This is a genomic window from Neorhizobium sp. PAMB6716 (genome assembly GCF_058242805.1).
This window is the reverse complement of sequence record NZ_CM177835.1, coordinates 3,795,599-3,819,398: the sequence shown is the minus strand read 5'-3', so window position 1 is coordinate 3,819,398 and position 23,800 is coordinate 3,795,599. Positions and strand designations below refer to the sequence as shown.

The window sequence follows — 23,800 nt, the reverse complement described above, 5'->3', positions numbered from 1 at the left end:
CCTCAACAATCCCAAACAAGAAAAGGCCGCGCTTCGATTGGAGCGCGGCCTTTTTCATGCGGTTTTTCAGAGAAGTGGATCGTAAAACCCGCGACTTAGAATTCTTCCCAGTTCTGGCTGGCACCGGGCGCCGCAGGGGAGGATGTCTGTTGCAGGCCAGCCGTCAGCTTGCCCATCAGGGCCCGCGCCGGGGAAGCCACCTGCCGGCTGCTCTCACCCGCTGGTTTCACCGGTGCAAAACGACCGCTTGCGGGCTTTGCGGGCCGAGGCGGCACCGAAACCGGCAGCGGCCTGTCTACCCGGCTTTGCGTGGAAGGTCCCGATGCGTGCAGGGCCGAGGTCGCCATGTCGTTTTCCGACAGGCGGAACTGCGAAACCACCTGCGACAGCGCCCGCGCATCCTCGGTCAGGCGCGCCATGTCGGTATTGGTGCGCTCGGCCATCTGCGAATTCTGCTGGGTGGTGTTTTCCATCTGGCGGATGGCGGTGGAAATTTCCCGCACGCTTTCCGACTGTTCACCGGATGCTTCCGCGATGGACGCAATCTGGTCATTGATGCGGGCAACCTGGCCGGCAATATCGCCCAGCGCCACGCCGGTGTTCTGCACGAGGTCGACGCCGGTCTTCACCGCGTCTCCGGATTTGCCGATCAACTGCTTGATTTCCCGCGCCGCGGTGGCGGAGCGCTGCGCCAGTTCCCGCACCTCCTGGGCAACGACGGCAAAACCCTTGCCGGCTTCACCGGCGCGCGCGGCTTCCACCCCGGCGTTCAGCGCCAGAAGGTTGGTCTGGAAGGCAATCTCGTCGATGACGTTGATGATCTGCGAAATTTCCTGCGAGGCCTGTTCGATGCGGCTCATGGCATCCACCGCCGAGGTAACGATCTCGCCCGAACGATCGGTAGACAGTTTTGTGGCTGCCACCATTTCGCGGGCGCTTGCCGCACGATCCGTCGAGGTACGGATCGCCTCCATGATCTGCGTGATCACGGCCGACGTTTCCTCGATGGCAGCCGCCTGTTGTTCGGAGCGGCGCGACAGGTCGTCGGTCGCTGCCATCATGCCCACTGCCGTGCCGTTGATCGAGGCGGTGTTGCCGGATACCTGCTGCATGGTGGCAGCAAGGTTGTGGATCGAATCGTTGAAATCCAACCGCAGCCGGTCGAGGCCTTCCATGAACGGCGTATCGATGGTGGTGGTGAGATCGCCTGAGGCCAGCCGGCGCAGGCCATCGCCCAACACCTGAACCGTCTGCTGCAACCGCTGTGTTTCGGCATTGCGGGCCGCCTCGCGGTCGCGCCGTTCGGTCTCGGAAAGCTGGCGGTCGCGGTCGGCATCCGACTGGATACGGATCTTTTCCAATGCGGCATCGCGGAAGACCGCAACGGAGCGCACCATGTCGCCAATCTCGTCGCCGCGTCCCTCGCCTTTGAGGGCAATCGACGTGTCGCCGCCGGCAAGACGGCTCATGGCCTCCACCAGATCATGGATCGGACGGGTAATACCGCGCGAGACAAGAATGGCAGCGATGACGGCCAGCAGCAGGATACCGGCAGCAAGCCCGAGAATGGTGTTGCGAAGCCCGACGAGACTTGCCAGCGCCTCGTTCTGCGACATCACGGCAATCACGGCCCAGCGGTGTCCGCCGAAGGCAAGTGGCGAAGCTGCCACGTAATTGGTGGTGTTGCGGTAACCGTCCAGCACGCCGGCGGCGACGTTACCATCCGTTGCGGATTTGACCAGCGGCGAATTCAGGGGCTGCGTCAAAGCTTCGTTGTCAGACGTCAGCGGAGAATCGGTCACCACCATATCGGCGGAGTTGACCAGCAGCGTCTCGCCCGTCTCGCCAAGGCCGGTGCGATTGGAAAACATGGCATTAAGGCGCGTTGCCGGCACGGCAACAACAATCACGCCGACCTTGATGTCTCCCATGAAAAGAGGCGAGGCAAGAAAGGCAGTCGCCTGTTTTGACGGGCCATAAAGCGTGAAATCGGAAAAGGCGTAAAGCTCGCGGTCTTCGCTTTCGGCAACCTTGCGGAAGACGTCCGCCAGGGCGGTGTCCTTCAGGCCGGCATCGGCGAGGTTGGCGCCATATTCACCGTTTTTCTGCACCGAATAAAGCACGGTGCCCTTGCCATCGATCAGGAAGATATCCGCGTAACCGTAGCGCTTCAGAGAAGCCCGGAGTGCCGGATGGTAGAGATTGTGGTTGCTGTCATAGGTATCGACACGGGCGGTATCGAAATCGAGCCGCTTGCCGGCAGGGTTCGGGTTGTTGGTGATGTAACGCTCGGTCAGCGTTTCCTTCGGTTTTTCGCCGAGATAACGCCAGTCGCGGCGGAACTTGTTCAGCGCCTCGCCGGTGGTGGCAGTGCCGGCCAGCGCCCGAAGGTTCGTCACCATGTTTTCGAAATAAAGCTGCGCCTCGTTGCGCCGGCCGTCGGCGGTGGCCTCGAGCTTTTCCATCACCTGCTCGCGCAGAACCTCCCCGCTTTTGACCAGACCGGCAAAACTTGCCGCGCCGATCGACAGGATCGTCACCACGGTCACGAACAAAGGCAGCTTACGGGCAATGCGCATCAGTGGTCATCTCCAAGCCATCGGATCGGTTCATGACGAATGTCTCAATTCGCCAGCCGTCCCTCCGGGGTGCATTGTGCCGCTCTACGCTTAAGATTGGCCTAAAATTAGAGTGTGATGGTTTACGGGCCCGGTCGACGGCTTCGATTAAGACTGGAAAATTTTGGTTGTGGGCATTATCAATTCCGGGCAGGCGCAAGGCCCTGGGCCGGCGATGCGACGACCGGATTGAAGCCGCACTTTCTGTGCAGGCCGGATCACCTCTCGATAGGGAATGGGGCGCTATGATCAAGAATGTCGGAATTGTCGGTGCAGGACAGATGGGCTGCGGCATCGCACATGTGTCGGCGCTGGCCGGCTACACGGTGACGCTCTACGACCTGTCCAGCGAACGCATTGAGGCCGGCCTTGCCACCATCAACGGCAATCTTGCCCGCCAGGTTTCCAACGGCAAGCTGACCGACGAGGAACGCCGCGATACGCTGTCACGCATTTCCGGCAGCGTCGATGTCAACGATCTGGCGCCGACCGATCTGGTCATCGAGGCGGCAACCGAGGACGAAAGCGTAAAACGCAAGATTTTTGGAAAGATCTGCCCGGTGCTGAAGCCGGAGGCGCTTCTGGCGACCAACACATCCTCACTGTCCATCACCCGCCTTGCCGCCTCCACCGACCGGCCCGAGCAGTTCATGGGCATCCATTTCATGAACCCGGTGCCGGTCATGAAGCTGGTGGAACTGGTGCGCGGCATCGCGACCGGCGAAAAGACCTTCAAGACGGCAAAGGACTTTGTTGCCTCGCTCGACAAGACGGTCACCGTTGCGGAAGATTTCCCCGCCTTCATCGTCAACCGCATCCTTCTGCCGATGATCAACGAGGCGATCTATACGCTGTATGAAGGCGTCGGCTCCGTCGATGCCATCGACACGGCCATGAAGCTTGGTGCCAACCACCCGATGGGGCCGCTGCAGCTCGCCGATTTCATCGGGCTCGATACGTGTCTTTCCATCATGCAGGTGCTGCATGACGGGCTCGCCGACAGCAAATATCGCCCCTGCCCGCTTCTGGTCAAATATGTCGAGGCCGGCTGGCTCGGCCGCAAATCCGGCCGCGGTTTTTACGATTACCGCGGCGAGGTTCCGGTTCCGACACGCTGACGGCGGCGCTCCCTCAGAGCGCGGACACCTGCTCGACCAGGGCCTTCGCCTCGTCGCTGTCCCAGGCGGCGGGGCCGTTCATCGAGCCGATGAGGCAGCCCTTTTTGTCGAGCACAAGCGTGACCGGCAGACCGAAGGCAAGGCCTTCCTTTTTGAGCGCGTTGAACACGCCCATGGAACTGTCGCGGTAATAGGCAAGCTGGTGAACGCCGGTCTCGTCGAGGAAGGCTTTCGGCTTTTCATCACCGCCGGTATCGATGTTGATCGCCACCACTTCGAAGCGGTCGCTGCCCTTGGCCTCCTGCAGCGCGTTCAGCGCCGGCATTTCCTCGCGGCAGGGCACGCACCAGGTGGCCCAGAGGTTCAGAAGTACCGTTTTTCCCTCGAAATTGGTGAGCGAAAGCTGGCCGCCGTCAGGACCCTTGAAGGAAAGCGGCTTCAAGGGGCGCGGCTCGGGCGTTGCAACCAGGGCTGCAATCTGTCCCTTCGCCAGGTCCGAGACGGTCTTGGCCTGTGCGACCGCACCGGCGCATTGCGCATCCGCAACGGCTGCCGCACTCTGCGGGCCATTGCCAGACAGGTCCCCCTTCACGTATACCGCCACGGCGCCGGCGAGAATACCTGCGACGGCCGCAATCATGATCAGGCGGACGGATGGCAGACCGATCGGTCTCTTCTTCGACATTTTATACTCCAGGGCGGATAATCATGGGCAACGGCACAAAGGATCAGGCTTCCTCCAACCAGATGTGGGGCGGACGTTTTACCTCCGGTCCCGATGCCATCATGGAGGAGATAAATGCCTCCATCGGCTTCGACAAGAAACTTTACGCCCAGGACATCCGCGGATCGATCGCTCACGCCACCATGCTGGCGAAACAGGGCATTATTTCCACCGAGGATAAAGACAAGATCGTACACGGCCTGAACACGATCCTGTCAGAGATCCAGGAAGGCCGCTTCGAATTCTCGCGCAAGCTCGAAGACATTCACATGAACATCGAGGCGCGGCTGGCAACCCTCATCGGCCCCGCCGCCGGGCGCCTGCACACGGCCCGCTCGCGCAACGACCAGGTGGCGCTCGATTTTCGCCTCTGGGTGAAGGAAGAGCTGGCCAAGACCGAAGCCATGCTGAGCGACCTGATCGCTGCCCTTCTCGACAAGGCGGAAGAGCATGCCGATACGGTCATGCCCGGCTTTACCCATCTGCAGACCGCCCAGCCGGTGACGTTTGGCCATCACTGCATGGCCTATGTGGAAATGTTCGGCCGGGACCGCGCCCGCGTGCGCCATGCCATCGACCACATGGACGAAAGCCCGATCGGCGCTGCAGCACTTGCCGGCACCGGCTTTGCCATCGACCGCCACATGACGGCTGAAGCACTCGGCTTCCGCGAACCCACCCGCAATTCCATCGACACCGTGTCGGATCGCGATTTCGCGCTGGAATTCCTGTCGGTCGCTGCCATCTGCGCCGTCCATCTGTCGCGTTTTGCCGAAGAAATTGTCATCTGGTCGACACCGCAATTCGGCTTCATCCGCCTGTCGGATGCGTTTTCGACCGGTTCCTCCATCATGCCGCAGAAGAAGAACCCGGATGCCGCCGAACTGGTGCGCGCCAAGACGGGCCGCATCAACGGCTCGCTGGTGGCGCTGCTCACCATCATGAAGGGCCTGCCGCTCGCCTATTCCAAGGACATGCAGGAAGACAAGGAACAGGTGTTCGACGCTGCCGAAAACCTGGAACTGGCAATTGCCGCCATGGCCGGCATGGTGCGCGACATGACGATCCGCACGGACCGCATGCGGGCTGCCGCAGGCTCTGGTTATTCGACCGCGACGGATCTCGCCGACTGGCTGGTGCGCGAAGCAGGCCTTCCCTTCCGCGATGCCCACCATGTGACGGGCCGGGCCGTCGCCATGGCCGAGGAAAAAGGCTGCGATCTCTCCGGTCTTTCGCTTGAGGATCTTCAGTCGATCCATGCGTCGATCACGCAAAGCGTGTTCGACGTGCTGTCGGTTGATGCCTCCGTTGCCAGCCGCGTCAGCTTCGGCGGCACGGCACCGAGCGAGGTCCGCCGGCAGATCGCTTGGTGGCGCGCGCGCAACTGATCATCGGCGACCGCCCATCGTTCACGAGAATTGACTGCACAAGCGGGCCGAACTTCGCTATGAACAGGCCTTATCGCTGGCTGACAAAGGAATAGGAATGTCCACCTTGCGCACTCTCGCCCGCATCACGATCGTGCTCTGCATCGCAGGCGTTGCCGTTACCGGCTGCGGACGCAAGGGCAAACTCGACAAGCCGAGCACGCCTGTCGAGCAGCAGAACATCCGCAAGAGCGGCACGCAAAAACCTGATCCGGTGGCCGAAAAGCCGTTCCTCCTCGACCCGCTTCTCTGACCCGAGCACGCCCGTGAACCATTTTCATTATATCGACGGCGTGCTGCACGCCGAAAACGTTGCCGTGCCCGCGATTGCAGAGGCTGTCGGCACCCCTTTCTACGTCTATTCCACGGCAACGCTGGAGCGCCACTACCGGGTGTTTTCCGAGGCCTTTGCCGGCGTGGATGCCATGGTGTGTTACGCCATGAAGGCCAATTCCAACCAGGCGGTGCTGAAAACGCTGGCAAAGCTTGGCGCCGGCGTCGATGTGGTGTCCGGCGGCGAACTGCACCGAGCGCTTGCCGCCGGCATTCCGGCAAGCCGCATCATGTTTTCCGGCGTCGGCAAGACGCCTGTCGAAATGGATCTGGCGCTGGACGCCGGCATCTACTGCTTCAACGTTGAATCCGAGCCGGAACTTGAGGTTCTGAACAGCCGCGCGGTGAAGAAGGGCATGAAGGCGCATGTCTCCTTCCGCATTAATCCGGATGTGGATGCGCGTACCCATGCGAAAATCTCCACGGGCAAGAAGGAAAACAAGTTCGGCATTTCCTATGAGCGCGCCCGCGCGGTCTATGCCCACGCTGCAACGCTTCCCGGCATTTCCGTCACCGGCATCGACATGCATATCGGCAGCCAGATCACCGAATTGCAGCCCTTCGAGGATGCCTTCCGGCTGCTGCGCGAACTGGTGGAAAAGCTGCGCGTTGACGGACACAGTATCGAGCATGTGGATATCGGTGGTGGCCTTGGCATTCCCTACCGCGAAGACAACAGCCCGCCGCCACTGCCGGACGCCTATGCGACCATCGTCAAGACGCAGCTGCAAAGCCTGAATTGTCGCATCGTCACGGAGCCTGGCCGCCTCATCGTCGGCAATGCCGGTATTCTGGTGACCGAAGTCATCTATGTGAAGGACGCGGGCGAAAAGACATTCGTTATCGTCGATGGCGCGATGAACGACCTCATCCGCCCGACGCTTTACGAGGCCTATCATGGCATTCGCCCGGTGGTGGTTCCCGCAGACGATGCGCCGCGCATCAAGGCCGATGTCGTCGGCCCCGTCTGTGAAACCGGCGATTACCTGGCGCTCGACCGCGAGATGGCAGAGCCAAAGCCCGGCGATCTCTTTGCCGTCGCTTCCGCAGGTGCCTATGGCGCGGTGCAGGCCGGCACCTATAATTCCCGCCTTCTGGTGCCGGAAGTTCTGGTGAAGGGCAATGAATTCCACGTCATCCGCCCGCGCGGCACCTATGACGAACTGATCGCGCTCGACTCCGTACCGGGCTGGCTGAGCTAACCGGCATCGGCCAAAGGTGCCTGAAGCACCCATAGGCCGTTCACAATTCAGCGAAGCGGCCAAAAACAGCGGGCAATCCGAAGGGTTGCCCTCGTCTTCGCCACAAACACTGGTATCTTGTTTGCAACGGGTTCGCGTGCTGCGGTGCCCGACGTCGGTTGACGCCGCCACCCCTGCAGGAGACGGACCGCATGAGCCTTAACCGCAAAGGCGCCTTCGAGGGCCATCCAGACCTGGCGCGCCGTGTTGCGTTGAAACGGTCGTTTGCGCGCATCGTGCTGTTTTGCGAACGGCTTGCCCCGCTTCTGCTTTTGCCGCTTTGCATTGTCGCGCTGTTTCTGGCCGGGGCCTGGTTCGGCCTGTTTCGCCTGATGCCGGACCTGATGCGTTGGGTGGCGCTCGGTCTTTTCGTTTTTACCTTCCTCATGTCGATCCTGCCGCTTGGGCGCCTGCGCTGGCCGGCACCCGCCGATGCCGACCGCCTGCTCGAAACACGCAACAACCTGCCCCACCAGCCGGTTGCCGTGCAGGAGGAGGAACCCGCCTTCGACACGCCATTCGCAAGGGCGCTCTGGAAGGAACACCAGATCCGCATGGCCCGGCGCATTGCAGCGCTGGATGCCGGCCTGCCGCGCCCCGATATCGCCCGGCATGACCGCTTAGGCCTGCGCGCCCTGCCCGCCCTGCTGCTGGTGGCCGCCTTCGGTTATTCCTTCTCCAATGGCGGTGGCCGCATGGGTGATGTCGTGGCGCCCTCGGCGCCGGTTGCCAGCATCAACCCGGATCTGCGCATCGATGCCTGGCTGACGCCGCCCTCCTATACCGGGCGTGCGCCGATTTTCCTCACCGGCCGGGAAGCGCCGGTGGCCGATACGGTGCGCATCCCCCAATATTCCGATCTGACCATCCGGGTAACAGGCGGAGAGGGCGGAGAGGCCGTTCAATTTTCAAGCGCCAAGGCAGAAGCAGAGGCCGGCGCACCGCGCAGCCTTGTTCCGGAAAGCACGGAGGCAAAGGATAACGCAGCAGCACCGGCCGCCGAGCGGCAGGCATCCGCATCCGGCCAGCCGGTTGCGCCGCGCACCTACAAGATGAAGGTGACCGAAAGCGGCAACCTTACCGTCAACGGCCAGCAATGGCTGTTTGATGTGATCGCCGACCGTGCGCCGGAAATCGCCTTCGACAAACAGCCGCGCCGGGCCGTGAACGGTGCGCTCGAAATCGGTTTTACCGGCAAGGACGACTACGGCATCCAGAAGGCTTTTGCGCTGATCGAACCGGTCGAGCCCCAGCGCGCCGAGGCAACGCCGCTTTATCCGCTTCCCGAATACAAGCTCGACCTGCCGCGCCAGAACGCCCGCGAGGTGAAGGGGCTGACCAGCCGCAACCTCACCGAACATCCCCTGTCAGGCAAGCGCGTGCGCATTACGCTTGTTGCAACCGATGGCGCCGGCCAGGAAGGCCGAAGCGCGCCGGTTGAAATGGTGCTGCCGGCCCGCCGTTTCTCCGAACCGCTGGCGGGCGCCGTTGCCGAACAGCGGCAGGTGTTTGCGCTCGATACACGCCAGATGCCGCGGGCGATCGCCCTCAACGAGGCCTTGGCGCTGCGTCCCGATGAGACGATCCCCAACCTTTCCCATTTCCTGCTGATCCGCTCTGCGCTGGAGCGCATGAAGCTGGCGCGCTCCGAGGAGCAGTTGAAGGACACCGCCGATTACCTCTGGGAAATCGCGCTTGGCATCGAGGATGGCCAGCTGTCTGAGGCGGAACGCCGGCTGCGCGATGCGCAGGATGCTCTTTCCGAAGCCCTGCAGAACGGCGCCTCCGACCAGGAAATTGCTCGCCTGATGCAGGAACTGCGCGAGGCCATGCAGAACTTCATGTCGGAACTTGCCCAGCGCATGCAGAACATGCCCCAAGGCCAGCAGAACATGCAGGCGCAAAATATGCTGCGCCAGCGCGACCTGCAGAACATGATGGACCAGATCGAAAACCTCGCCCGCTCCGGCAACCGCGATGCCGCCCAGCAGATGCTGTCGGACCTGCAGCGCATGATGAACAACCTGCAGGCCGGCCGCATGCAGCGCCCACAGCAGGGCCAGCAGCAGAACAGCCAGATGCGCCAGCAGATCGACAAGCTGGGCGAGATCATGCAGGAACAGCAGCGGCTGATGGACCAGACCTTCCAGCTGGATCAGGCTCTGCGTGACCGCATGCAGCGCGGTGATCCGGATCAACCCTACGAGCAAGGCCAGAACCCGCAAGGCCAGCAGCAACAGGGACAGCAGGGCCAGCAGCAGCAGGGTCAACAGCCCGGCCAGCAGCCGACGGACCAGATGACAGCCGAGCAATTGCGCGAAGCCCTGAAGCAGCTGCGCGCGCAGCAGGAAGGCCTTGGCCAGAAGCTGCAGGAGTTGCAAAAGGGCCTGAAGGGCCTCGGCATGGAGCCGGGCGAAGGGTTTGGCCAGGCCGAGCGTGAAATGGGCAATGCCGGCAAGGCACTTGGCCAGGGCCAGGGCGAACAGGCCGTCGAGGGACAGGGCAATGCGCTGAATGCCCTGCGCCAGGGCGCACAAAACATGATGCAGCAGCTCATGCAGGCCATGCAGCAGGGCCAGGGACAGCAGGGAGAGGGCCAGGAGCCCGGCGAAGGCATGGCCTCGCAGGGTGGACAGAACGGCCGCGATCCGCTCGGCCGTCCGCGCGCCAATTCAGGCCCTGAATTCGGCGATCAGGTAAAAGTGCCCGACGAGATCGACGTGCAGCGTGCCCGCGAAATCCTCGACGCCATCCGCGAGCGTCTCGGCAACACGCTGTCTGGCGAGGGGGAGCGGCGCTATCTGGAGCGCCTGCTTGATATCCGCTGATCGCACGTGGCGGCATCATCATCCGATGCGGCAGTCCGGCCCTGTAAGGGGCTCTGAGGCTTCAGCCTGCCTGACGATGATCAGGCAGCCTTAGGCGCAGACAGGGCAAGCGCCACCGCACGGCGGATGTCAGGAAGCGCAAAAGGCTTGTCCACGACATCGATGACTTTCGCCATCAGGTCGTCGGCGCGCTCGCGCTGTTCGGCATAACCGGTCATCAAGAGGATCTTGAGGGTCGGGAACTGGGCGGCTGCCTTGTGAGCAAGCTCGATGCCGTCCATCACCGGCATGCGGATATCAGAGAGGAGCAGGTCAAACGGCCCCTCCCCCAAAAGCTGCAGTCCTTCAGCGCCATCAGCCGCTTCATGCGTCTCATGCCCATCCAGACGCAGCGCCCGTGCCACGAACGAACGCAACGAATCTTCGTCCTCGGTAATCAGGATCTTTGCCATGGCTGTCATTGTCTCCCATGCATCATGCATCAAATCGGGATCCAGATGACCCGGATTTCCTTTGCGAGGAGTAAACGACGCGACCTGCTGATCCTAAATGGTTAACGCGCGGTGAGCAGGGCTCACCTTCGCGCTCACGCTTCAGCATCTCCGGTAACCACACCGACGAAGGGCAGTTCGCGGAAGGCATAGGCCACGTCCATGCCGTAGCCGACGACGAAGTAATCGGGGCATTCAAAACCGACATAATCGGCCTCCAGCGCTTCCTGGCGCTTCACCCGCTTGTCGAGGAGGACAGCGATCGTGACGTTGCGGGCACCGCGCTCGAACAGCAGTTCCTTGGCAAATTTCAGCGTGCGGCCGGATTCCAGGATATCGTCGATCAGGAGGACGTCGCGGTCCTTCACGTCCGAATCGATATCCTTGACGATGCGCACACCCTGAGACACCGTTCCCGCGCCGTAGCTCGACAGGGTGATGAACTCCACTTCCGGGGCAAGGCCGGTTTCGTGCAGGGCGCGCAGCAGGTCGGCTGCAAAAATGAACGAGCCCTTCAGCACCGCAATGACCAGCAGGTCCTTCGTCGGGCCTTCGGCGATGCGGCGGGCAATGTCATGATTGCGCTCGGCGATCTGCTCGGCGGTGTAAAGCGGCTCGATGATTTTGCCGCGCACGATGGGCATGGGGCGTCTCCCGGGTGTGACCAAACGCCCGCGATAGCACAGATCAGTCGCCGGATGCACGAGCCGTTGCAAAGGAAAGGCGCAAGTGCGGGCTTTTTCCACCGGGCTGCGGCATGGAGAAGGAAAAACCGTGGCTGTGATTGCCAGGCATTTCGGCAACCGGGGGATCGATGAGGGCATCGGCGACAACCGCGCCATCCACCAGAAGTTCTGCGCGAATTGCCGGGACGGGCAGCGCAGCCGCGTTGCGGTTTTCCACCACGCCGTTGATGGTGAGACCGCCACCCGCCCTCTCCGGCGTCAGCGTGACATGGGTGATATCGAGGCCCGGCCCTTGATGCGCGTCCGCCGCCCCGCCCGATATCAGCGAAAAGCCGCCGCAAAGGGCAAACACCAGAACGAAAACGAATGCGACGACAGCGGAAAAAAGATCGGCGGACATGCGCGACAGCAGCGCCTCGCACCGTTCCACCAGCCGTGCCACGCGCGAGGCCGGTTCGCCGATCAGGCCGCCCTTGGGTCGTCTGGCTTCCACCGACGGGCGTTTGGCATAAAATTTATTGTCGTTGCCGTAACCGTGCGGCCGCACCGGTTGCGCCGGGCCACGCACGGTCACAAATTCCACATCCACCACATCCGCATGACGTCTTGCCGAGGCTTGTCTTGCGGAGGTCTGTCTTGCGGAGGCTTGAGGGCGCGAGGCCCGGGGTTCCGGCGGCAGGATATCGTGGGTTTCTGCACCCTTTGGACGACGCGAGCGGAATGCGTGCATGGCTTTCTCCCCGCCCGTCCACACGAAGGTCGAATTTCGGGCATTGAAACGCAACCCGCTCAGTCGTAAATTCAAATGGTTAATGCTTCGCAAAATCACCCCGGAAACGCCTCGTTTTCTGGGTATGATTCAGATTCCATCAACCCTTGCCGTTTACCAAGGGCGCAAACACCATTTCCCAAGCGACTGGACGACGCGTTGATCCATTTCGAAAATGTCGGTTTGCGTTACGGGATGGGGCCGGAAATCCTGCGGGATATGACGTTCGATATCCCTAAGCGCTCCTTCCAGTTCCTCACCGGCCCCTCTGGCGCGGGCAAGACCACGCTGCTGCGCCTGCTGTTCATGTCGTTGCAGCCGACACGCGGCCTCATCCGCATGTTCGACCGCGACCTCTCGCAGATCCCGCGCGGCGAGTTGCCGATGCTGCGCCGGCGCGTCGGCATCGTTTTTCAGGATTTCCGGCTGCTCGATCACCTCACAACCTACGAGAACGTGGCGCTGCCGCTGCGGGTGCGTGGCAAGGACGAGGCGAGCTACCGCACCGACGTCATCGAGCTTCTGAAATGGGTGGGGCTTGGCGAGCGCATCAACGTGCTGCCGCCGGTCCTTTCCGGCGGTGAGAAACAGCGTGCCGCCATTGCCCGCGCCCTGATGGACCGCCCGGAAATCCTGCTGGCGGATGAGCCGACAGGCAATGTCGATCCTCCGATGGCACGCCGGCTGCTCAACCTCTTCCTCGAACTCAACCGGCTGGGAACCGCCGTGGTGATTGCCACGCATGATCTTGGCCTGATGGACCAGGTGAACGCCCGCCGGATGATCCTCACCGAAGGGCGGCTCGATATCTATGAATGAGATCAGCCGCCCCACGCCCGCGCAAAAGTCCGGCAAGAAGGCCGACCGGAAGAAAGGCTTGAAAGCAGGCCAGAACGCCGCGCCGAATTCCGGCCAGCCCTCGGCGCAGGGCCAGCAGCCGCGCCGCGCGGAAATGCGGGTGCGCCCGACAGGGCCGATCCTGCCGCCCTCCAACATTCAGGGCAATGCGCTTCTGGTGGTGATCGCCATCATGTCGTTTCTCGCTTGCCTGACGCTTGGCGCCGTCAGCATGGTGCGCTCCACGGCGTCTTCGTGGGAAAGCCAGATTTCCCGCGAGATCACCATTCAGGTAAAGCCCGATGATGGGCTGGACATGGATACGACGCTGAAAAAGGCGCGCGACCTGGCGCTGACCTTCGTTGGCACGAAGGAAGGCACCATCATGGACGATGCGGCAACCGCACGCCTGCTGGAACCCTGGCTGGGCGCCGGACTCGACCTCAAGGAACTGCCGGTGCCGCGCCTGATCATCATCACCATCGATGAGACAAACCCGCCGGATTTCGCCGCCATGCGCGACCTGCTGCGCACCGAGGTGCCGCAGGCCTTTCTGGACGACCACCGCACCTGGGTGGATCGTCTCGTTTCCATGGCGCACACAACCGTGCTGATCGGCACCGGCGTGCTGGTGCTTGTCTTCACTGCCATGATCCTCACGGTGATCTTTGCCACGCGCGGCGCGCTGTCCGGCAACCGGCACATCGTGGAAGTGCTGCATTTCGTCGGTGCCGAAAGCGGTTTTGTCGCCACCGAATTCCAGAAGCATTTTTTGAAGATCAGCCTCAAGGGCTCGGCGGCCGGCGGAATTCTTGCCGCACTTCTGTTTGCCGTGGCCGGCTTCCTGCAGAGCAGCACGCGCGCCACGCCGCAGACCGATCAGGCGACAGCCCTTTTTGGCACCTTCACCATCAACTTCATGGGCTATCTCGGCATTCTCGCCACCATGATCGTCATCGCGCTTTTGACGACCCTGACGGCACGTCTTACCGTGATGCGCACCATCGACGAGATCGATCTCATTCGCTCGGACCCCTCGCGTTCCGATGGGTTGCCCGGAGCCTGAGGGAGCGTTAGATCTGTGCTGATGGCAAATCACCGGCTAAGGACGAGGCCATGACCCTTGGCCCGACGATGAGCAATAGCGAGATGCCGCCGCAGCAGGGTGGCGAAAAGGGCTGGTTCCGCCGCAGCGGGCCGGTGCGGCGCTGTCTGCGTTATCTCGGCATGGCAGCTCTGCTGGTTGCGGCCTGCGTTTTCGGCGGGTTCCTTTGGTTTGCCGATTCCGTTACCTCTCTACGCGCCCCCGATGGGGTGAAGGCGGATGCCATCGTGGTGCTGACCGGCGGATACCAGCGCATCGACCAGGCGCTGGGGCTTTTGCGCGACGGCGCCGGCGGGCGGTTGCTGATTTCAGGCGCCCACCCCTCCACCTCGCCGACGCAGATCCGCCGCACCACGCAAAGCTCGCCTGACCTCTTCAAGTGCTGCGTCGACGTGGGCTACGAGGCCATCGACACCATCGGCAATGCCAACGAGATCACCCGCTGGATCCACGATCACGGCTACCACTCGGTTCTCGTCGTCACCAACAATTACCACATGCCGCGCAGCCTGCTGGAACTGCGCCTGATCGACCGCCAGACAGATTTCATCCCTTATCCGGTGATCAATTCGGACCTGAAGCGCAAGGCCTGGTTTGCCGAGCCGGACGTGTTGCGCACCATGCTGTCGGAATACGCCAAGTGGGCCGTGGCAAGCCTGCGCTCGCTCATCGGCATCCACCAGGGCAAAGGTTTGCGCAGCGAGGAAGAGATCCAGCAGGAAAGCACGCGGCCGGCGCGTTGAGACTGTGCTTCCGTCTCGGGACCGGATGGTGTAGGGAGCCCTTGCCCGCCCACCGGAACCGGCCTTCATGCTCTTTTTGCGTTCTAATCTGTTCAACATCGCCTTTTACGCCACACTGATCCTGCGCATGATCATCCTGGCGCCGGTTTATTTCGTCATGCCGCGCAAGAAGGCGCTGTGGGTGCCCAAGAGCTGGGCACGCTCCAACCACTGGCTGATGCGCAAGATGGTGGGCACCACTTTCGAGATTGAGGGCCTGGAAAACCTGCTGACAACAGGCTGCATCTTTGCCCCCAAGCATCAGTCCATCTGGGACACCTATGCGCTCCTGCCCTGGGTGGAGGATCCGGTCTATATCCTGAAGCGGGAGCTGACCTGGATCCCGCTGTTCGGCTGGTACCTGATGAAGCAGAACATGATCCCCGTCGACCGCAGCGCCCGCGGCAAGGTGATCGTGGAGATGATGCGCCGCACCCGGGAAGAAATGGACAATGGCCGCCAGCTGATCATCTATCCCGAAGGCACCCGCCGTCCGCCTGGCGCCGAGCCGCATTACCGCTACGGTATCGCCCGTATCTACCGCGACATGCAGGTGCCGGTGGTGCCGATTGCCATGCATCCCGGCCTGTTCTGGCCGCGCCGCAGCACCATGCGTTATCCCGGCCACTTCAAGGTCCGTATCCTGCCGCCGATCGAGCCGGGCCTTGACCCAGACGTGTTTTTTGCACGGCTGACGGAGACGCTGGAAAAGGCAAGCGACGACCTGCTGATCGAAACGATCGAGGCCAATCCGCATGTGCCGGTACCGCCGGAGGCTGCAAAGCGGCTTGCCGAGATCAGGGCTCAGGCCACCGCCTGAGGGTTTTTCGCTCTCACGGCTGCCGCAACACCCTCCAGCCAGGCATCGCGAATGCCCATCTCCTTGAGGTGTGCCACCGTATTGGCAACATAGGCTTCGTTCGGCCCAGACTGGCCGGCAGAAACCTGCACGATACGCGCGGCCTCCTCGACATCGAGGGCGCCGGCATATTGCGGATGGGCGCGGTCGACCACGTAGCCGATGGCGCGCACCTCACGCCCATCCTCCAGCGCCAGCCGCAGGTGGCGTTCCAGATAAACGTTCGTCACCAGCTCGCGTTTTCGCAAATAATCGAGAACCTCTTCGCGATCTTCGGCGTTCACCTTAAAGGCAGCTCCCCGGCAGGAGCCGCCCCGATCCAGCCCCAGCACCAGGCCCGGCCGTTCTGGCGTTCCGCGATGAACGAAGGAGCGGATGCACAGCGAGCGCCGGTACCCGAAGGCCCGCGCGCCCAAGCGCACTTGAAATTGAAAGCCCGGATTCCACATCAGGGAGCCGTAGCCAAAGACCCAAAATTCGTCCATATCCCACGCCAAAACCGCACGCACTCGAACGAGCACCATTGGAGATCATCATGGCAGCGTCAAGCCGAAGCGGCGTATCCGCGAAAATTTGGGGGCTTGCCGCCGCCATCGTGCTCGCCATCGCCGTCTATACCGGCGGCTGGTTTTACGCGGCCGCGTCGCTGAAGGCCAATACGCTGGCCATGCTCGGCAAGCAGCAGGAAAACAATGTCATCGCCGAATGCGTGGACGCGACCTATCGCGGTTATCCCTTCCGCATCGGGCTTTTCTGCTCGAAGGTGACGATCGACGACCGCACGAACGGTATTTCCGCAAGCGCCGGCGCGCTGCGTTCGGCAGCGCAGGTTTATCAGCCAAGCCATATCGTCTGGGAACTGGACGATCCTTCGGAAGTGCGCACCAGCCACGGCCTTTCTGTCTCCTCGCAGTGGAAGAACATGCAGTCGAGCCTCGTCACGGCGTCCGGCGGCGTGGAGCGCAGTTCCACCACAATTGATGGCCTCACCTCCGCCATCCTGTCATCACAGACGGGACAGGCCTTCGACCTCAAGGTCGAGCACACCGAAACGCATCTGCGCCAGAACGGTGCCGATCTCGATGCGGCGATGACGCTTCGCAACACCGACCTGACGGCCAAGGGCCTGCCCTCGCTCCTGCCACGCTTCACGGCCATTGCCGATATCACGCTTGCCGGTAAGGCAGGGCTTCTGGAAGGCCAGGACGAAACCGGCCTTTACGGCACCGCCGGCCAGATCCGCCAGCTTGGCATCGACCTCGGCGACGGCGAAATCCTCAGCATCAGCGGCCCGGTCTCCATCGACGCGGAAGGCCGCCTGTCGGGCAAGCTGCGGCTTGAGGTGGAAAAGATCGGCGCATGGCGCGACCGGCTGAAGACAAGCTTTCCGCAGATGGGCCGCACCATCGACACGGCATCGGGCATGCTCTCGGCGCTGACCGGCGGTGGTGACCGGGCAACGCTGGACCTCACGCTAAACCGCGGCAAGATCCTGGTCGGCGGTTTTATTCCGCTGGGCGAAATCCCGCCAATCTGAGGGTCGTCGGCGCGGCTCGGACCGGATCAGCTTTTGACATCGAGGGCGTGGCGGCCAAAGTCCGGCGCGTCCACGTCCTGGCCCGCTTCCACGATGGAGCGGCGAATGGTGCGGGTGCGCGAAAACAGCTCGAACAACTTGTCGCCCTCGCCCCAGCGGATCGCCCGCTGCAGGGAAGCGAGATCTTCCGAAAACCGCGCCAGCATTTCCAGGATCGCATCCTTGTTGTGCAGGCACACATCCCGCCACATGGTGGGATCAGAGGCAGCAAGGCGGGTAAAATCGCGAAAACCGGAGGCGGAATATTTGATGACTTCCGATTCCGTCACCGTTTCCAGATCGTCTGCCGTGCCGACGATGTTGTAGGCGATGATGTGCGGCAGGTGCGAGACGATGGCCAGCACCTTGTCATGGTGCTGCGGGTCCATCTCGTCGATGCGCGAACCGAGCGCAACCCAGAAGCCACGTAGGCGGCCAAGCGCCTCGGGATCGGTCTCCGGCAGCGGCGTCAAGATGCACCACCGCCCTCTGAAGAGGCCGGCGAACCCGGCATCAGGGCCGGATTTTTCCGTGCCTGCCAGCGGATGGCCGGCAATGAAATGGACGCCCTCGGGCACATGCGGCGCCATCTGCGCAATGACAGAAGCCTTGGTGGAGCCGACATCGGTCAGGATCGCACCGGGTTTGAGGTTCGGCGCGATCTGTTCGGCCACTGCCCCGGAGGAGCCAACCGGCACCGACACGATGACCAGATCCGCGCCCTTCACCGCCTCTGCGGCAGAGGCGACATAACGGTCGCCCAGCCCCAGTTCCTCGGCGCGCTTGAGCGTCGCCTCGCTGCGGGTGGAAATCACCAGTTCGCCGGCAATGCCAAGCTCCCTGATGTCGCGCGCGATGGAGGAACCGATCAGGCCGATGCCGATCAGCGTGATGCGATCAAACAGAATGCTCATGCCCGGCTCATGAACTCGCCGAGCGCTTCGATGACGCCGCGATTGGCCTCTTCGGAGCCCACCGTCATGCGCAGCGCATTGGGAAAGCCATAACCCTTGACGGCGCGCAGGATGAAGCCGCGGCTTGTCAGGAATTCATCGGCCTCCGGCGCGCGCTTGCCATCCACATCGGGGAAATGGATGAGGATGAAGTTGGTGACTGACGGCGTGACCGTGAGGCCCATCGTCGTGAACGCGTGGGTGAGCTTGTCGCGCCACAGCGTGTTGTGCTCGATGGCGCGGGCGATGAAATCCTGATCGCGCATGGCAACGCTTCCGGCAGCAATGGCCGGTGCATTAAGGTTGAACGGGCCGCGCACGCGGTTGAGCGCATCCAGAATATCGGCGGGGCCATACATCCAGCCGATGCGCAGGGCAGCCAGCCCATAAGCCTTGGAGAACGTGCGGCACATCACGACGTTCTGCCTCGACGAAATCAGCTCGATGCCGGCCTCGTAATCGTTCTCGCGCACATATTCGGCATAGGCGGCGTCCAGAACCAGAATGACGTTCTTCGGCAGGCCGGCGTGCAGGCGGCGGATTTCAGCCGCCGGCACATAGGTTCCTGTGGGATTGCCGGGATTGGCGATGAACACCAGCTTGGTGTTTGCCGTAACCGCCGCAAGGATCGCGTCTACATCAACGCGGCATTCCTGTTCCTTGACGGTAACAGGGGTCGCACCGGCGCCCATGATCTGGATCTTGTAGACGAGGAAACCGTGCTCGGTGATGATCGCCTCGTCGCCGGCGCCGAGATAGACGTGGCAGAGAAGGCCGAGCAATTCGTCCGAACCGTTGCCGCAGAGAATGTTTGCCGGATTAAGGCCGTGGGTCGCGGCAATCGCTGCACGCAGCTCATTGGCCTGTCCATCCGGGTAAAGCTCGAGGTGACCAGCGGACTGGCGAAATGCATCGATGGCCTTGGGGCTCGCACCCAGCGGCGTCTCATTGGACGACAGCTTGAAGACGCGCGCCACACCCGGCGCATGTTCCTTGCCCGGAACGTAAGCGGCGATATCCAGAATTCCAGGACGGGGAACGGGCTTCAGCACTGCGGTATCCATGGGGCAAGACCTTTGGGTAAAATCGACCCTTCGCCCTTAATCCCGCGACAGGCTTTTGTCGAGGGCGAACACGGGTTCGGCAGGCGTGCGGGTGGTCGGAACCCCTTGTCCCGCAAGCACTGGCACAAAAACCCGGCGCGAGGCGCGCGCTGCCACTGGCAGGCCCTGATAGAGCCGTTTCTGCGCTTCGAGAACGAGAACGCCGGAAAAGGCCGGCCACAGACGCCGCCCGATCCGCTCGAAACCATGGCGCAGCTTCAACACGGCGCGGATCTTGGAGGGTGGGAAAAACAGGGCTTCGGCGCTGGCGGCCGGCGTGAAATTCGTTTCGCGCAACAGATTTGTCAGCTGCCGACGCGAATAAGGGCGACCGGAGCCGAAGGGTGTGTGTTCCATGCGCGCCCAGACGCCGCGACGATTTGGCACAACGATGACGAGGCGCCCGCCCGGCGCCAGCACCCGCCAGAGTTCCTTCAGCGTCTCACGCGGATTTTCGGCAAATTCCAGCGAATGCACCATCAGCACCCGGTCGATGGAGCTATCGGGCAGCGGCAGTTCCTCCTCGAAAACGAGGGCTGTCGAGGACAGCTCGCCCACCGGCCAGTTCACCGCCCCCTGCCCTGCCGGCATGAAGGCGAAGGTGCGCTCGGTATCGGTGCGGAAACGATCGAGGTAGGGCACCGCATAACCGAGCCCGACCAGCCGCTCTTCCGGCAGCCGCGCCCACAGCGTCGAGAGCGCCATCGTGATCGAATGCTCGGCGAAATGGCCAAGCGGCGAATGGTAGAATTCTCTGAGGTCGACGATATCGGCGTGCATGGCGAAAAGCTATCAGAGGGTGGTTGGACTTCAAAGCCCGGGCCTCTACATTGTGCCGATACGGTTGATACACAATGGGCAATGATGATGAAAACTCTGGCGATTGAAGTGTTTATGTGTCGCAGCGACAATTTTGGCGTGCTGCTCCACGATCCGGAAAGCGGGCATACCGCCGCAATCGATGCGCCTGAGGAAAAGCCGATCGTAGAGGCTGCCGAGCGACGCGGCTGGAAGATCACCCATATCTTCACCACCCACCACCACACAGACCATGTGGAGGCAAACCTTGCGCTGAAGGAGCGTTACGGGCTGGAAATCATCGGCCCGGTCAACGAGGCTCTGGCCATTCCGGGCCTTGACCGCACCGTGGCCGATGGCGACGAATTCCTCTTCGGCGAGCATCCGGTGCGCGTCATCGAAACACCCGGCCATACCGCCGGGCACATCTGCTACCATTTCCCCGAGGACAAGATCCTGTTTGCCGCCGATACTCTGTTTGCACTCGGCTGCGGGCGCCTGTTCGAGCGCACGGCCAGCGACATGTGGCATTCTATGCAGAAACTGGCGGTGCTGCCGGATGAGACGGCGATCTATTTCGGCCATGAATATACGCTGTCGAACGCCCGCTTTGCCATCAGCATCGATCCCGACAACGAGGCGCTGCAACGGCGCGTGGCGCAGATCGAAGCACTGCGGGCAGAAGGTGGCTTCACCATTCCAACGATGATGGGGCTGGAGAAGGAAACCAATCCCTTCCTCCGTGTCGCCGATCCCGCCATTCGCCGCAACGTTTTGATGGAAGGCGCCAGCAACGAGGATGTGTTTGGCGAAATCCGCAAGCTTAAGGACAATTTCAAGTGACGGCAGACGAGATCATCGCAACGCTTGGCCTGCAGCCGCATCCGGAAGGCGGCTGTTACATCCAGACTTTTCGCGATGCAGACGGTCGCGATTCAGACGGTGATGCGCGCGGCCAGTCCACCGCGATCTATTACCTGCTGAAGGCCGGCGAGCGATCGCACTGGCACCGCGTGAAGGATGCGGCCGAGGTCTGGCATTTTTATGCCGGAAGCCCCCTTCGCCTGCGGCTGGCAAAAGAAGACGAGGTCGCGCGCGAAATTATTCTCGGCATCGATCTTCGAAACGGCGAACGGCCGCAAGCGGTCGTCGTCGCCGATGAATGGCAGTGCGCGGAAAGTCTCGGCGAGTTCACGCTGGTTGGCTGCACGGTGGCACCCGGTTTTGAATTTTCAAAGTTCGAGATGGCACCGCCCGACTGGGAACCCGGCAACTGATCGCATTTATTCCGCAGCGACGGCTTTGGGCGCCTTGCTGCGGAAAATCATTTCCTTTGCTGCCAGCACCGCGCCGCCAGTGATGAGCAGGCAGGCGAGCGCGATGCGAAGGCTCGGCTCGGCAAAACCGAACAGGGTGAGGATCAGCGTCGACAGAAGCGGTGCGGCATAACTTGCCGCGCCAAGGATCTGGATATCACCGGTCTTCACGCCGAAATCCCAGGCATAAAAAGCAGCGCCGACCGGCAACAAACCAAGGCCGACGATTGCAAGCCACTCCGTGCTGCTCTGCGGCCAGACAGTCACCTCAAGCCCGAGGTGGCAGACAAGTGACAGGAGCGAGGTCGCAAGGCAAAAGCCCGTCACCACATCCGTCGAGACCGCCTCAAAGCGACGCGTCAGCAGCGAATAACCGGACCAGGTGAAGGCGCAGAGGAAGGCTGCGCCATAACCGAGAAGATAGGCACCATCAAAGGCGATGCCGGCCCGCGAGATGATCGCAAAGGTTCCACCGAGCCCGCCGAGCGCCCCTGCCACATGATACCAGCGCAGCCGCTCTCCCGGCAGAAGCGCCGAACCGACCACGATGAACAGCGGCCAGAGATAGGCGATCAGCCCTGCCTCGACGGCCGGCGCGTTGCGAAGTGCTGTGAAATACAAAAAATGATAACCGAACAGCCCACCGATGCCGATCAGCCAGACCTTGGCCGGCTGCTTCAGAAGCGCCAGCCGCTTCGGTCGAGCGATCAACGAAAGGACACCCGGAAGGCTGCCAATGGCAAAGGTGATGGCCGACAACTGGAAGGGCGGCATGGTGCCGGAGGCGGCCGTCAGCAGCGCCAGCAATGACCACATCAGGATGGCCGTAAAGCCGATCAGCGTGCCCTTGACCTTCACGATCCGCCCCCTTCGCTCTCAACGGGGACCACAGCATTTGCCGATCAGCCGCCGTATTTCACTGCCGTCACATAGACATCGCCCACCCGCGTTGGAATGCGGGCATAGACAGGAGCATATACATTGACGTTTGCCGCCTTGGCAAACCACACTTCCATGCGCGCCGATTTCAAGAACTCGATATCGCTGCGGCCCTTGCGGAAGCCGGATTTCGGCACGTATCGCACCTCGCAGACAACGGCCTCCCCCTTGAAGCCATCGGTGGAGAAGGGCTTGGTGCCCTTGTTCGACAACACGAGATCCATGCGTGACTCGCCGTCATAGATCGGCAGCCGGCTGGGGCACACCTGCGCACCCTCCGGAAAGATCAGGCCCGATAGCGGATCGAGCACCGAGCGCAGGTCGCCGTCGCTGACGGGCACCCAGCTTGGCGGGCGTGGCTTCGGCTCCGGCTTGATTGTGGTGGAGACGACGTTTCCATTGCGATAGCTGATGTCGTAACGACGGGTCTTCTTGTCCTGCGTGTAGACGAGCGAATAGCTGTTGGCCTGGAGGGTCTTGCCGCGGATCGCGCCGTTGACGTTGGTATCGGCGGAGATGCGACTGAACAGGCTGACGATGCCCGATGACTGGAACGAACCGGTGATCTTGTAATCACTGCTGCCGAATTCACTGGCGAAAGAGGCACGCGCAATCGGCAGCACGCCGAGGGAAATATTATATTCGCTCAGGTGGCGGATACCAGCCGGCACCGCAGGCGTGGCCGAGAACCCGATAAGAGCTGCAAACAGGACGACGGGACGGCTCCGGCGGAGCATGGATTTCCCCTGGGATTGGAGTGGAGACCAATGGTTATAGACTGCGCACTGTGGCAACAAAATAGCAAGATCCCCAGACAGATCGGCGGAATCTCTTGAGAGCGGTGATGTTTGGCTTGACGCGCGCGGCCCCACTGACTATAGAACCGCAACTTTCCAATCATGACCAGTTGGATCGGCAGGCTGGGCTTTGCCCGAGACCCCGTTCAATTGCTAAGAAGAACAAAGGTGTACACATGTCCCGTATGTGCGAATTGACCGGCAAGGGCGTCCAGTCGGGCAACAATGTCAGCCACGCAAACAACAAGACGAAGCGTCGGTTCCTTCCGAACCTGTGCCACGTCACGCTGATTTCCGATTCGCTCGGCCAGCGTTACCGTCTGCGCGTTTCGGCGCACGCCCTGCGCTCCGTCGAACATCGCGGCGGCCTCGATGCCTTCCTTCTGAAGGCCAGCGAGAGCGACCTGTCGATGCGCGCCCGCCTGCTGCGCCGCCAGATTGCCAAGAAGACCGCTGAAGCTGCAGCAACTGCTGCCTAAGCTCTTCTAGCCCATCATCGA

The 23,800-nt window shown here is 62.0% G+C and carries 25 protein-coding genes; 14 read left to right on the top strand and 11 right to left on the bottom strand.

The window, feature by feature from the left end; translation table 11 throughout:
• Positions 1-95: 95 nt before the first annotated feature.
• Positions 96-2,579: a methyl-accepting chemotaxis protein gene (locus AC4CWH_RS18450; protein ID WP_491319843.1), complete on the bottom strand. Its 2,484-nt coding sequence runs from the start codon at positions 2,577-2,579 to the stop codon at positions 96-98.
• Between the two features lie 284 nt (positions 2,580-2,863).
• Here AC4CWH_RS18450 and AC4CWH_RS18445 point away from each other — a divergent pair, with 284 nt between their 5' ends.
• Entirely contained in the window at positions 2,864-3,736 is an 873-nt protein-coding gene (locus AC4CWH_RS18445) for a 3-hydroxybutyryl-CoA dehydrogenase (protein WP_491319842.1), read from the top strand.
• 13 nt (positions 3,737-3,749) lie between these two features.
• On the opposite strand, the gene tlpA is transcribed toward AC4CWH_RS18445, so the two are convergent.
• On the bottom strand, positions 3,750-4,421 hold the full coding sequence (tlpA, locus tag AC4CWH_RS18440) for a thiol:disulfide interchange protein TlpA (RefSeq protein ID WP_491319841.1): 672 nt from the start codon (positions 4,419-4,421) through the stop codon (positions 3,750-3,752).
• A 23-nt stretch (positions 4,422-4,444) separates the two neighbouring features.
• Here tlpA and argH point away from each other — a divergent pair, with 23 nt between their 5' ends.
• From argH to AC4CWH_RS18420, 4 genes are all read left to right on the top strand, one after another.
• Positions 4,445-5,848, top strand: a complete 1,404-nt coding sequence (gene argH, locus AC4CWH_RS18435; protein WP_491319840.1) for an argininosuccinate lyase — start codon at positions 4,445-4,447, stop codon at positions 5,846-5,848.
• Between the two features lie 97 nt (positions 5,849-5,945).
• Complete coding sequence (gene lptM / locus AC4CWH_RS18430) at positions 5,946-6,140, top strand: LPS translocon maturation chaperone LptM (RefSeq protein ID WP_491283498.1); 195 nt, start codon at positions 5,946-5,948, stop codon at positions 6,138-6,140.
• A gap of 13 nt (positions 6,141-6,153) precedes the next feature.
• On the top strand, positions 6,154-7,422 hold the full coding sequence (gene lysA, locus AC4CWH_RS18425) for a diaminopimelate decarboxylase (RefSeq protein ID WP_491319839.1): 1,269 nt from the start codon (positions 6,154-6,156) through the stop codon (positions 7,420-7,422).
• 191 nt (positions 7,423-7,613) lie between these two features.
• Positions 7,614-10,289, top strand: coding sequence for a TIGR02302 family protein (locus tag AC4CWH_RS18420; protein WP_491319838.1), 2,676 nt, complete (start codon positions 7,614-7,616; stop codon positions 10,287-10,289).
• An 80-nt stretch (positions 10,290-10,369) separates the two neighbouring features.
• Here AC4CWH_RS18420 and AC4CWH_RS18415 read toward each other — a convergent pair whose 3' ends face one another.
• The 3 genes from AC4CWH_RS18415 to AC4CWH_RS18405 all read right to left on the bottom strand — a co-directional run bounded on the left by AC4CWH_RS18415 (position 10,370) and on the right by AC4CWH_RS18405 (position 12,196).
• Positions 10,370-10,741 carry a response regulator gene (locus tag AC4CWH_RS18415; protein WP_491283495.1) on the bottom strand — a complete coding sequence of 124 codons (372 nt, stop codon included), beginning with the start codon at positions 10,739-10,741 and terminating at the stop codon, positions 10,370-10,372.
• A gap of 134 nt (positions 10,742-10,875) precedes the next feature.
• Positions 10,876-11,424, bottom strand: a complete 549-nt coding sequence (gene hpt, locus AC4CWH_RS18410) for a hypoxanthine phosphoribosyltransferase (RefSeq protein ID WP_491283494.1) — start codon at positions 11,422-11,424, stop codon at positions 10,876-10,878.
• 43 nt (positions 11,425-11,467) lie between these two features.
• Entirely contained in the window at positions 11,468-12,196 is a 729-nt protein-coding gene (locus AC4CWH_RS18405) for a hypothetical protein (RefSeq protein ID WP_491319837.1), read from the bottom strand.
• Between AC4CWH_RS18405 and AC4CWH_RS18400 the strand changes: the two genes are divergently transcribed.
• The 5 genes from AC4CWH_RS18400 (at position 12,195) to AC4CWH_RS18380 (ending at position 15,779) form a co-directional block, all read left to right on the top strand.
• Entirely contained in the window at positions 12,195-12,398 is a 204-nt protein-coding gene (locus AC4CWH_RS18400) for a hypothetical protein (protein WP_491319836.1), read from the top strand. The genes AC4CWH_RS18405 and AC4CWH_RS18400 overlap by 2 nt on opposite strands.
• Positions 12,395-13,054, top strand: coding sequence for a cell division ATP-binding protein FtsE (gene ftsE, locus AC4CWH_RS18395; RefSeq protein ID WP_491283492.1), 660 nt, complete (start codon positions 12,395-12,397; stop codon positions 13,052-13,054). The genes AC4CWH_RS18400 and ftsE overlap by 4 nt, the downstream gene beginning before the upstream one ends.
• Before the next feature lie 133 nt (positions 13,055-13,187).
• Positions 13,188-14,138 carry a cell division protein FtsX gene (locus tag AC4CWH_RS18390; protein WP_491321476.1) on the top strand — a complete coding sequence of 317 codons (951 nt, stop codon included), beginning with the start codon at positions 13,188-13,190 and terminating at the stop codon, positions 14,136-14,138.
• Positions 14,139-14,188: 50 nt separating this feature from the next.
• On the top strand, positions 14,189-14,920 hold the full coding sequence (locus AC4CWH_RS18385) for a YdcF family protein (RefSeq protein ID WP_491319835.1): 732 nt from the start codon (positions 14,189-14,191) through the stop codon (positions 14,918-14,920).
• A 67-nt stretch (positions 14,921-14,987) separates the two neighbouring features.
• Positions 14,988-15,779 carry a lysophospholipid acyltransferase family protein gene (locus AC4CWH_RS18380; protein ID WP_491319834.1) on the top strand — a complete coding sequence of 264 codons (792 nt, stop codon included), beginning with the start codon at positions 14,988-14,990 and terminating at the stop codon, positions 15,777-15,779.
• Here the strand turns inward: AC4CWH_RS18380 and AC4CWH_RS18375 are convergent.
• Positions 15,764-16,342 carry a gamma-glutamylcyclotransferase gene (locus AC4CWH_RS18375; RefSeq protein WP_491283489.1) on the bottom strand — a complete coding sequence of 193 codons (579 nt, stop codon included), beginning with the start codon at positions 16,340-16,342 and terminating at the stop codon, positions 15,764-15,766. The genes AC4CWH_RS18380 and AC4CWH_RS18375 overlap by 16 nt on opposite strands.
• Positions 16,343-16,353: 11 nt before the next feature.
• On the opposite strand from AC4CWH_RS18375, the gene AC4CWH_RS18370 reads away from it, so the two are divergent.
• Entirely contained in the window at positions 16,354-17,355 is a 1,002-nt protein-coding gene (locus AC4CWH_RS18370; protein WP_491319833.1) for a DUF2125 domain-containing protein, read from the top strand.
• A gap of 26 nt (positions 17,356-17,381) precedes the next feature.
• Here the strand turns inward: AC4CWH_RS18370 and AC4CWH_RS18365 are convergent, their stop codons facing one another.
• From AC4CWH_RS18365 to AC4CWH_RS18355, 3 genes are read right to left on the bottom strand one after another with little or no spacing between them, the layout of a single operon-like run.
• Positions 17,382-18,308 (bottom strand): prephenate/arogenate dehydrogenase family protein, encoded by a 927-nt coding sequence (locus AC4CWH_RS18365; protein ID WP_491319832.1) that lies wholly within the window; start codon positions 18,306-18,308, stop codon positions 17,382-17,384.
• Positions 18,305-19,411: a histidinol-phosphate transaminase gene (hisC, locus tag AC4CWH_RS18360; protein WP_491319831.1), complete on the bottom strand. Its 1,107-nt coding sequence runs from the start codon at positions 19,409-19,411 to the stop codon at positions 18,305-18,307. Before hisC ends, AC4CWH_RS18365 begins: the two co-directional genes overlap by 4 nt.
• 36 nt (positions 19,412-19,447) lie before the next feature.
• Entirely contained in the window at positions 19,448-20,230 is a 783-nt protein-coding gene (locus AC4CWH_RS18355) for a methyltransferase domain-containing protein (protein WP_491319830.1), read from the bottom strand.
• Positions 20,231-20,317: 87 nt separating this feature from the next.
• On the opposite strand from AC4CWH_RS18355, the gene gloB reads away from it, so the two are divergent.
• Both gloB and AC4CWH_RS18345 read left to right on the top strand, forming a co-directional pair.
• Positions 20,318-21,091, top strand: a complete 774-nt coding sequence (gloB, locus tag AC4CWH_RS18350; protein ID WP_491321475.1) for a hydroxyacylglutathione hydrolase — start codon at positions 20,318-20,320, stop codon at positions 21,089-21,091.
• Positions 21,088-21,525, top strand: a complete 438-nt coding sequence (locus AC4CWH_RS18345; protein WP_491319829.1) for a cupin domain-containing protein — start codon at positions 21,088-21,090, stop codon at positions 21,523-21,525. Before gloB ends, AC4CWH_RS18345 begins: the two co-directional genes overlap by 4 nt.
• A 6-nt stretch (positions 21,526-21,531) precedes the next feature.
• Here AC4CWH_RS18345 and yddG read toward each other — a convergent pair whose 3' ends face one another.
• Positions 21,532-22,422: an aromatic amino acid exporter YddG gene (gene yddG / locus AC4CWH_RS18340; RefSeq protein WP_491319828.1), complete on the bottom strand. Its 891-nt coding sequence runs from the start codon at positions 22,420-22,422 to the stop codon at positions 21,532-21,534.
• A gap of 44 nt (positions 22,423-22,466) precedes the next feature.
• The gene (locus tag AC4CWH_RS18335) at positions 22,467-23,240 is read right to left on the bottom strand and encodes a DUF3108 domain-containing protein (RefSeq protein WP_491283482.1); all 774 of its coding nucleotides are present in this window, start codon (positions 23,238-23,240) and stop codon (positions 22,467-22,469) included.
• 236 nt (positions 23,241-23,476) lie between these two features.
• On the opposite strand from AC4CWH_RS18335, the gene rpmB reads away from it, so the two are divergent.
• Complete coding sequence (gene rpmB / locus AC4CWH_RS18330; RefSeq protein WP_491283481.1) at positions 23,477-23,779, top strand: 50S ribosomal protein L28; 303 nt, start codon at positions 23,477-23,479, stop codon at positions 23,777-23,779.
• Positions 23,780-23,800: the final 21 nt, after the last annotated feature.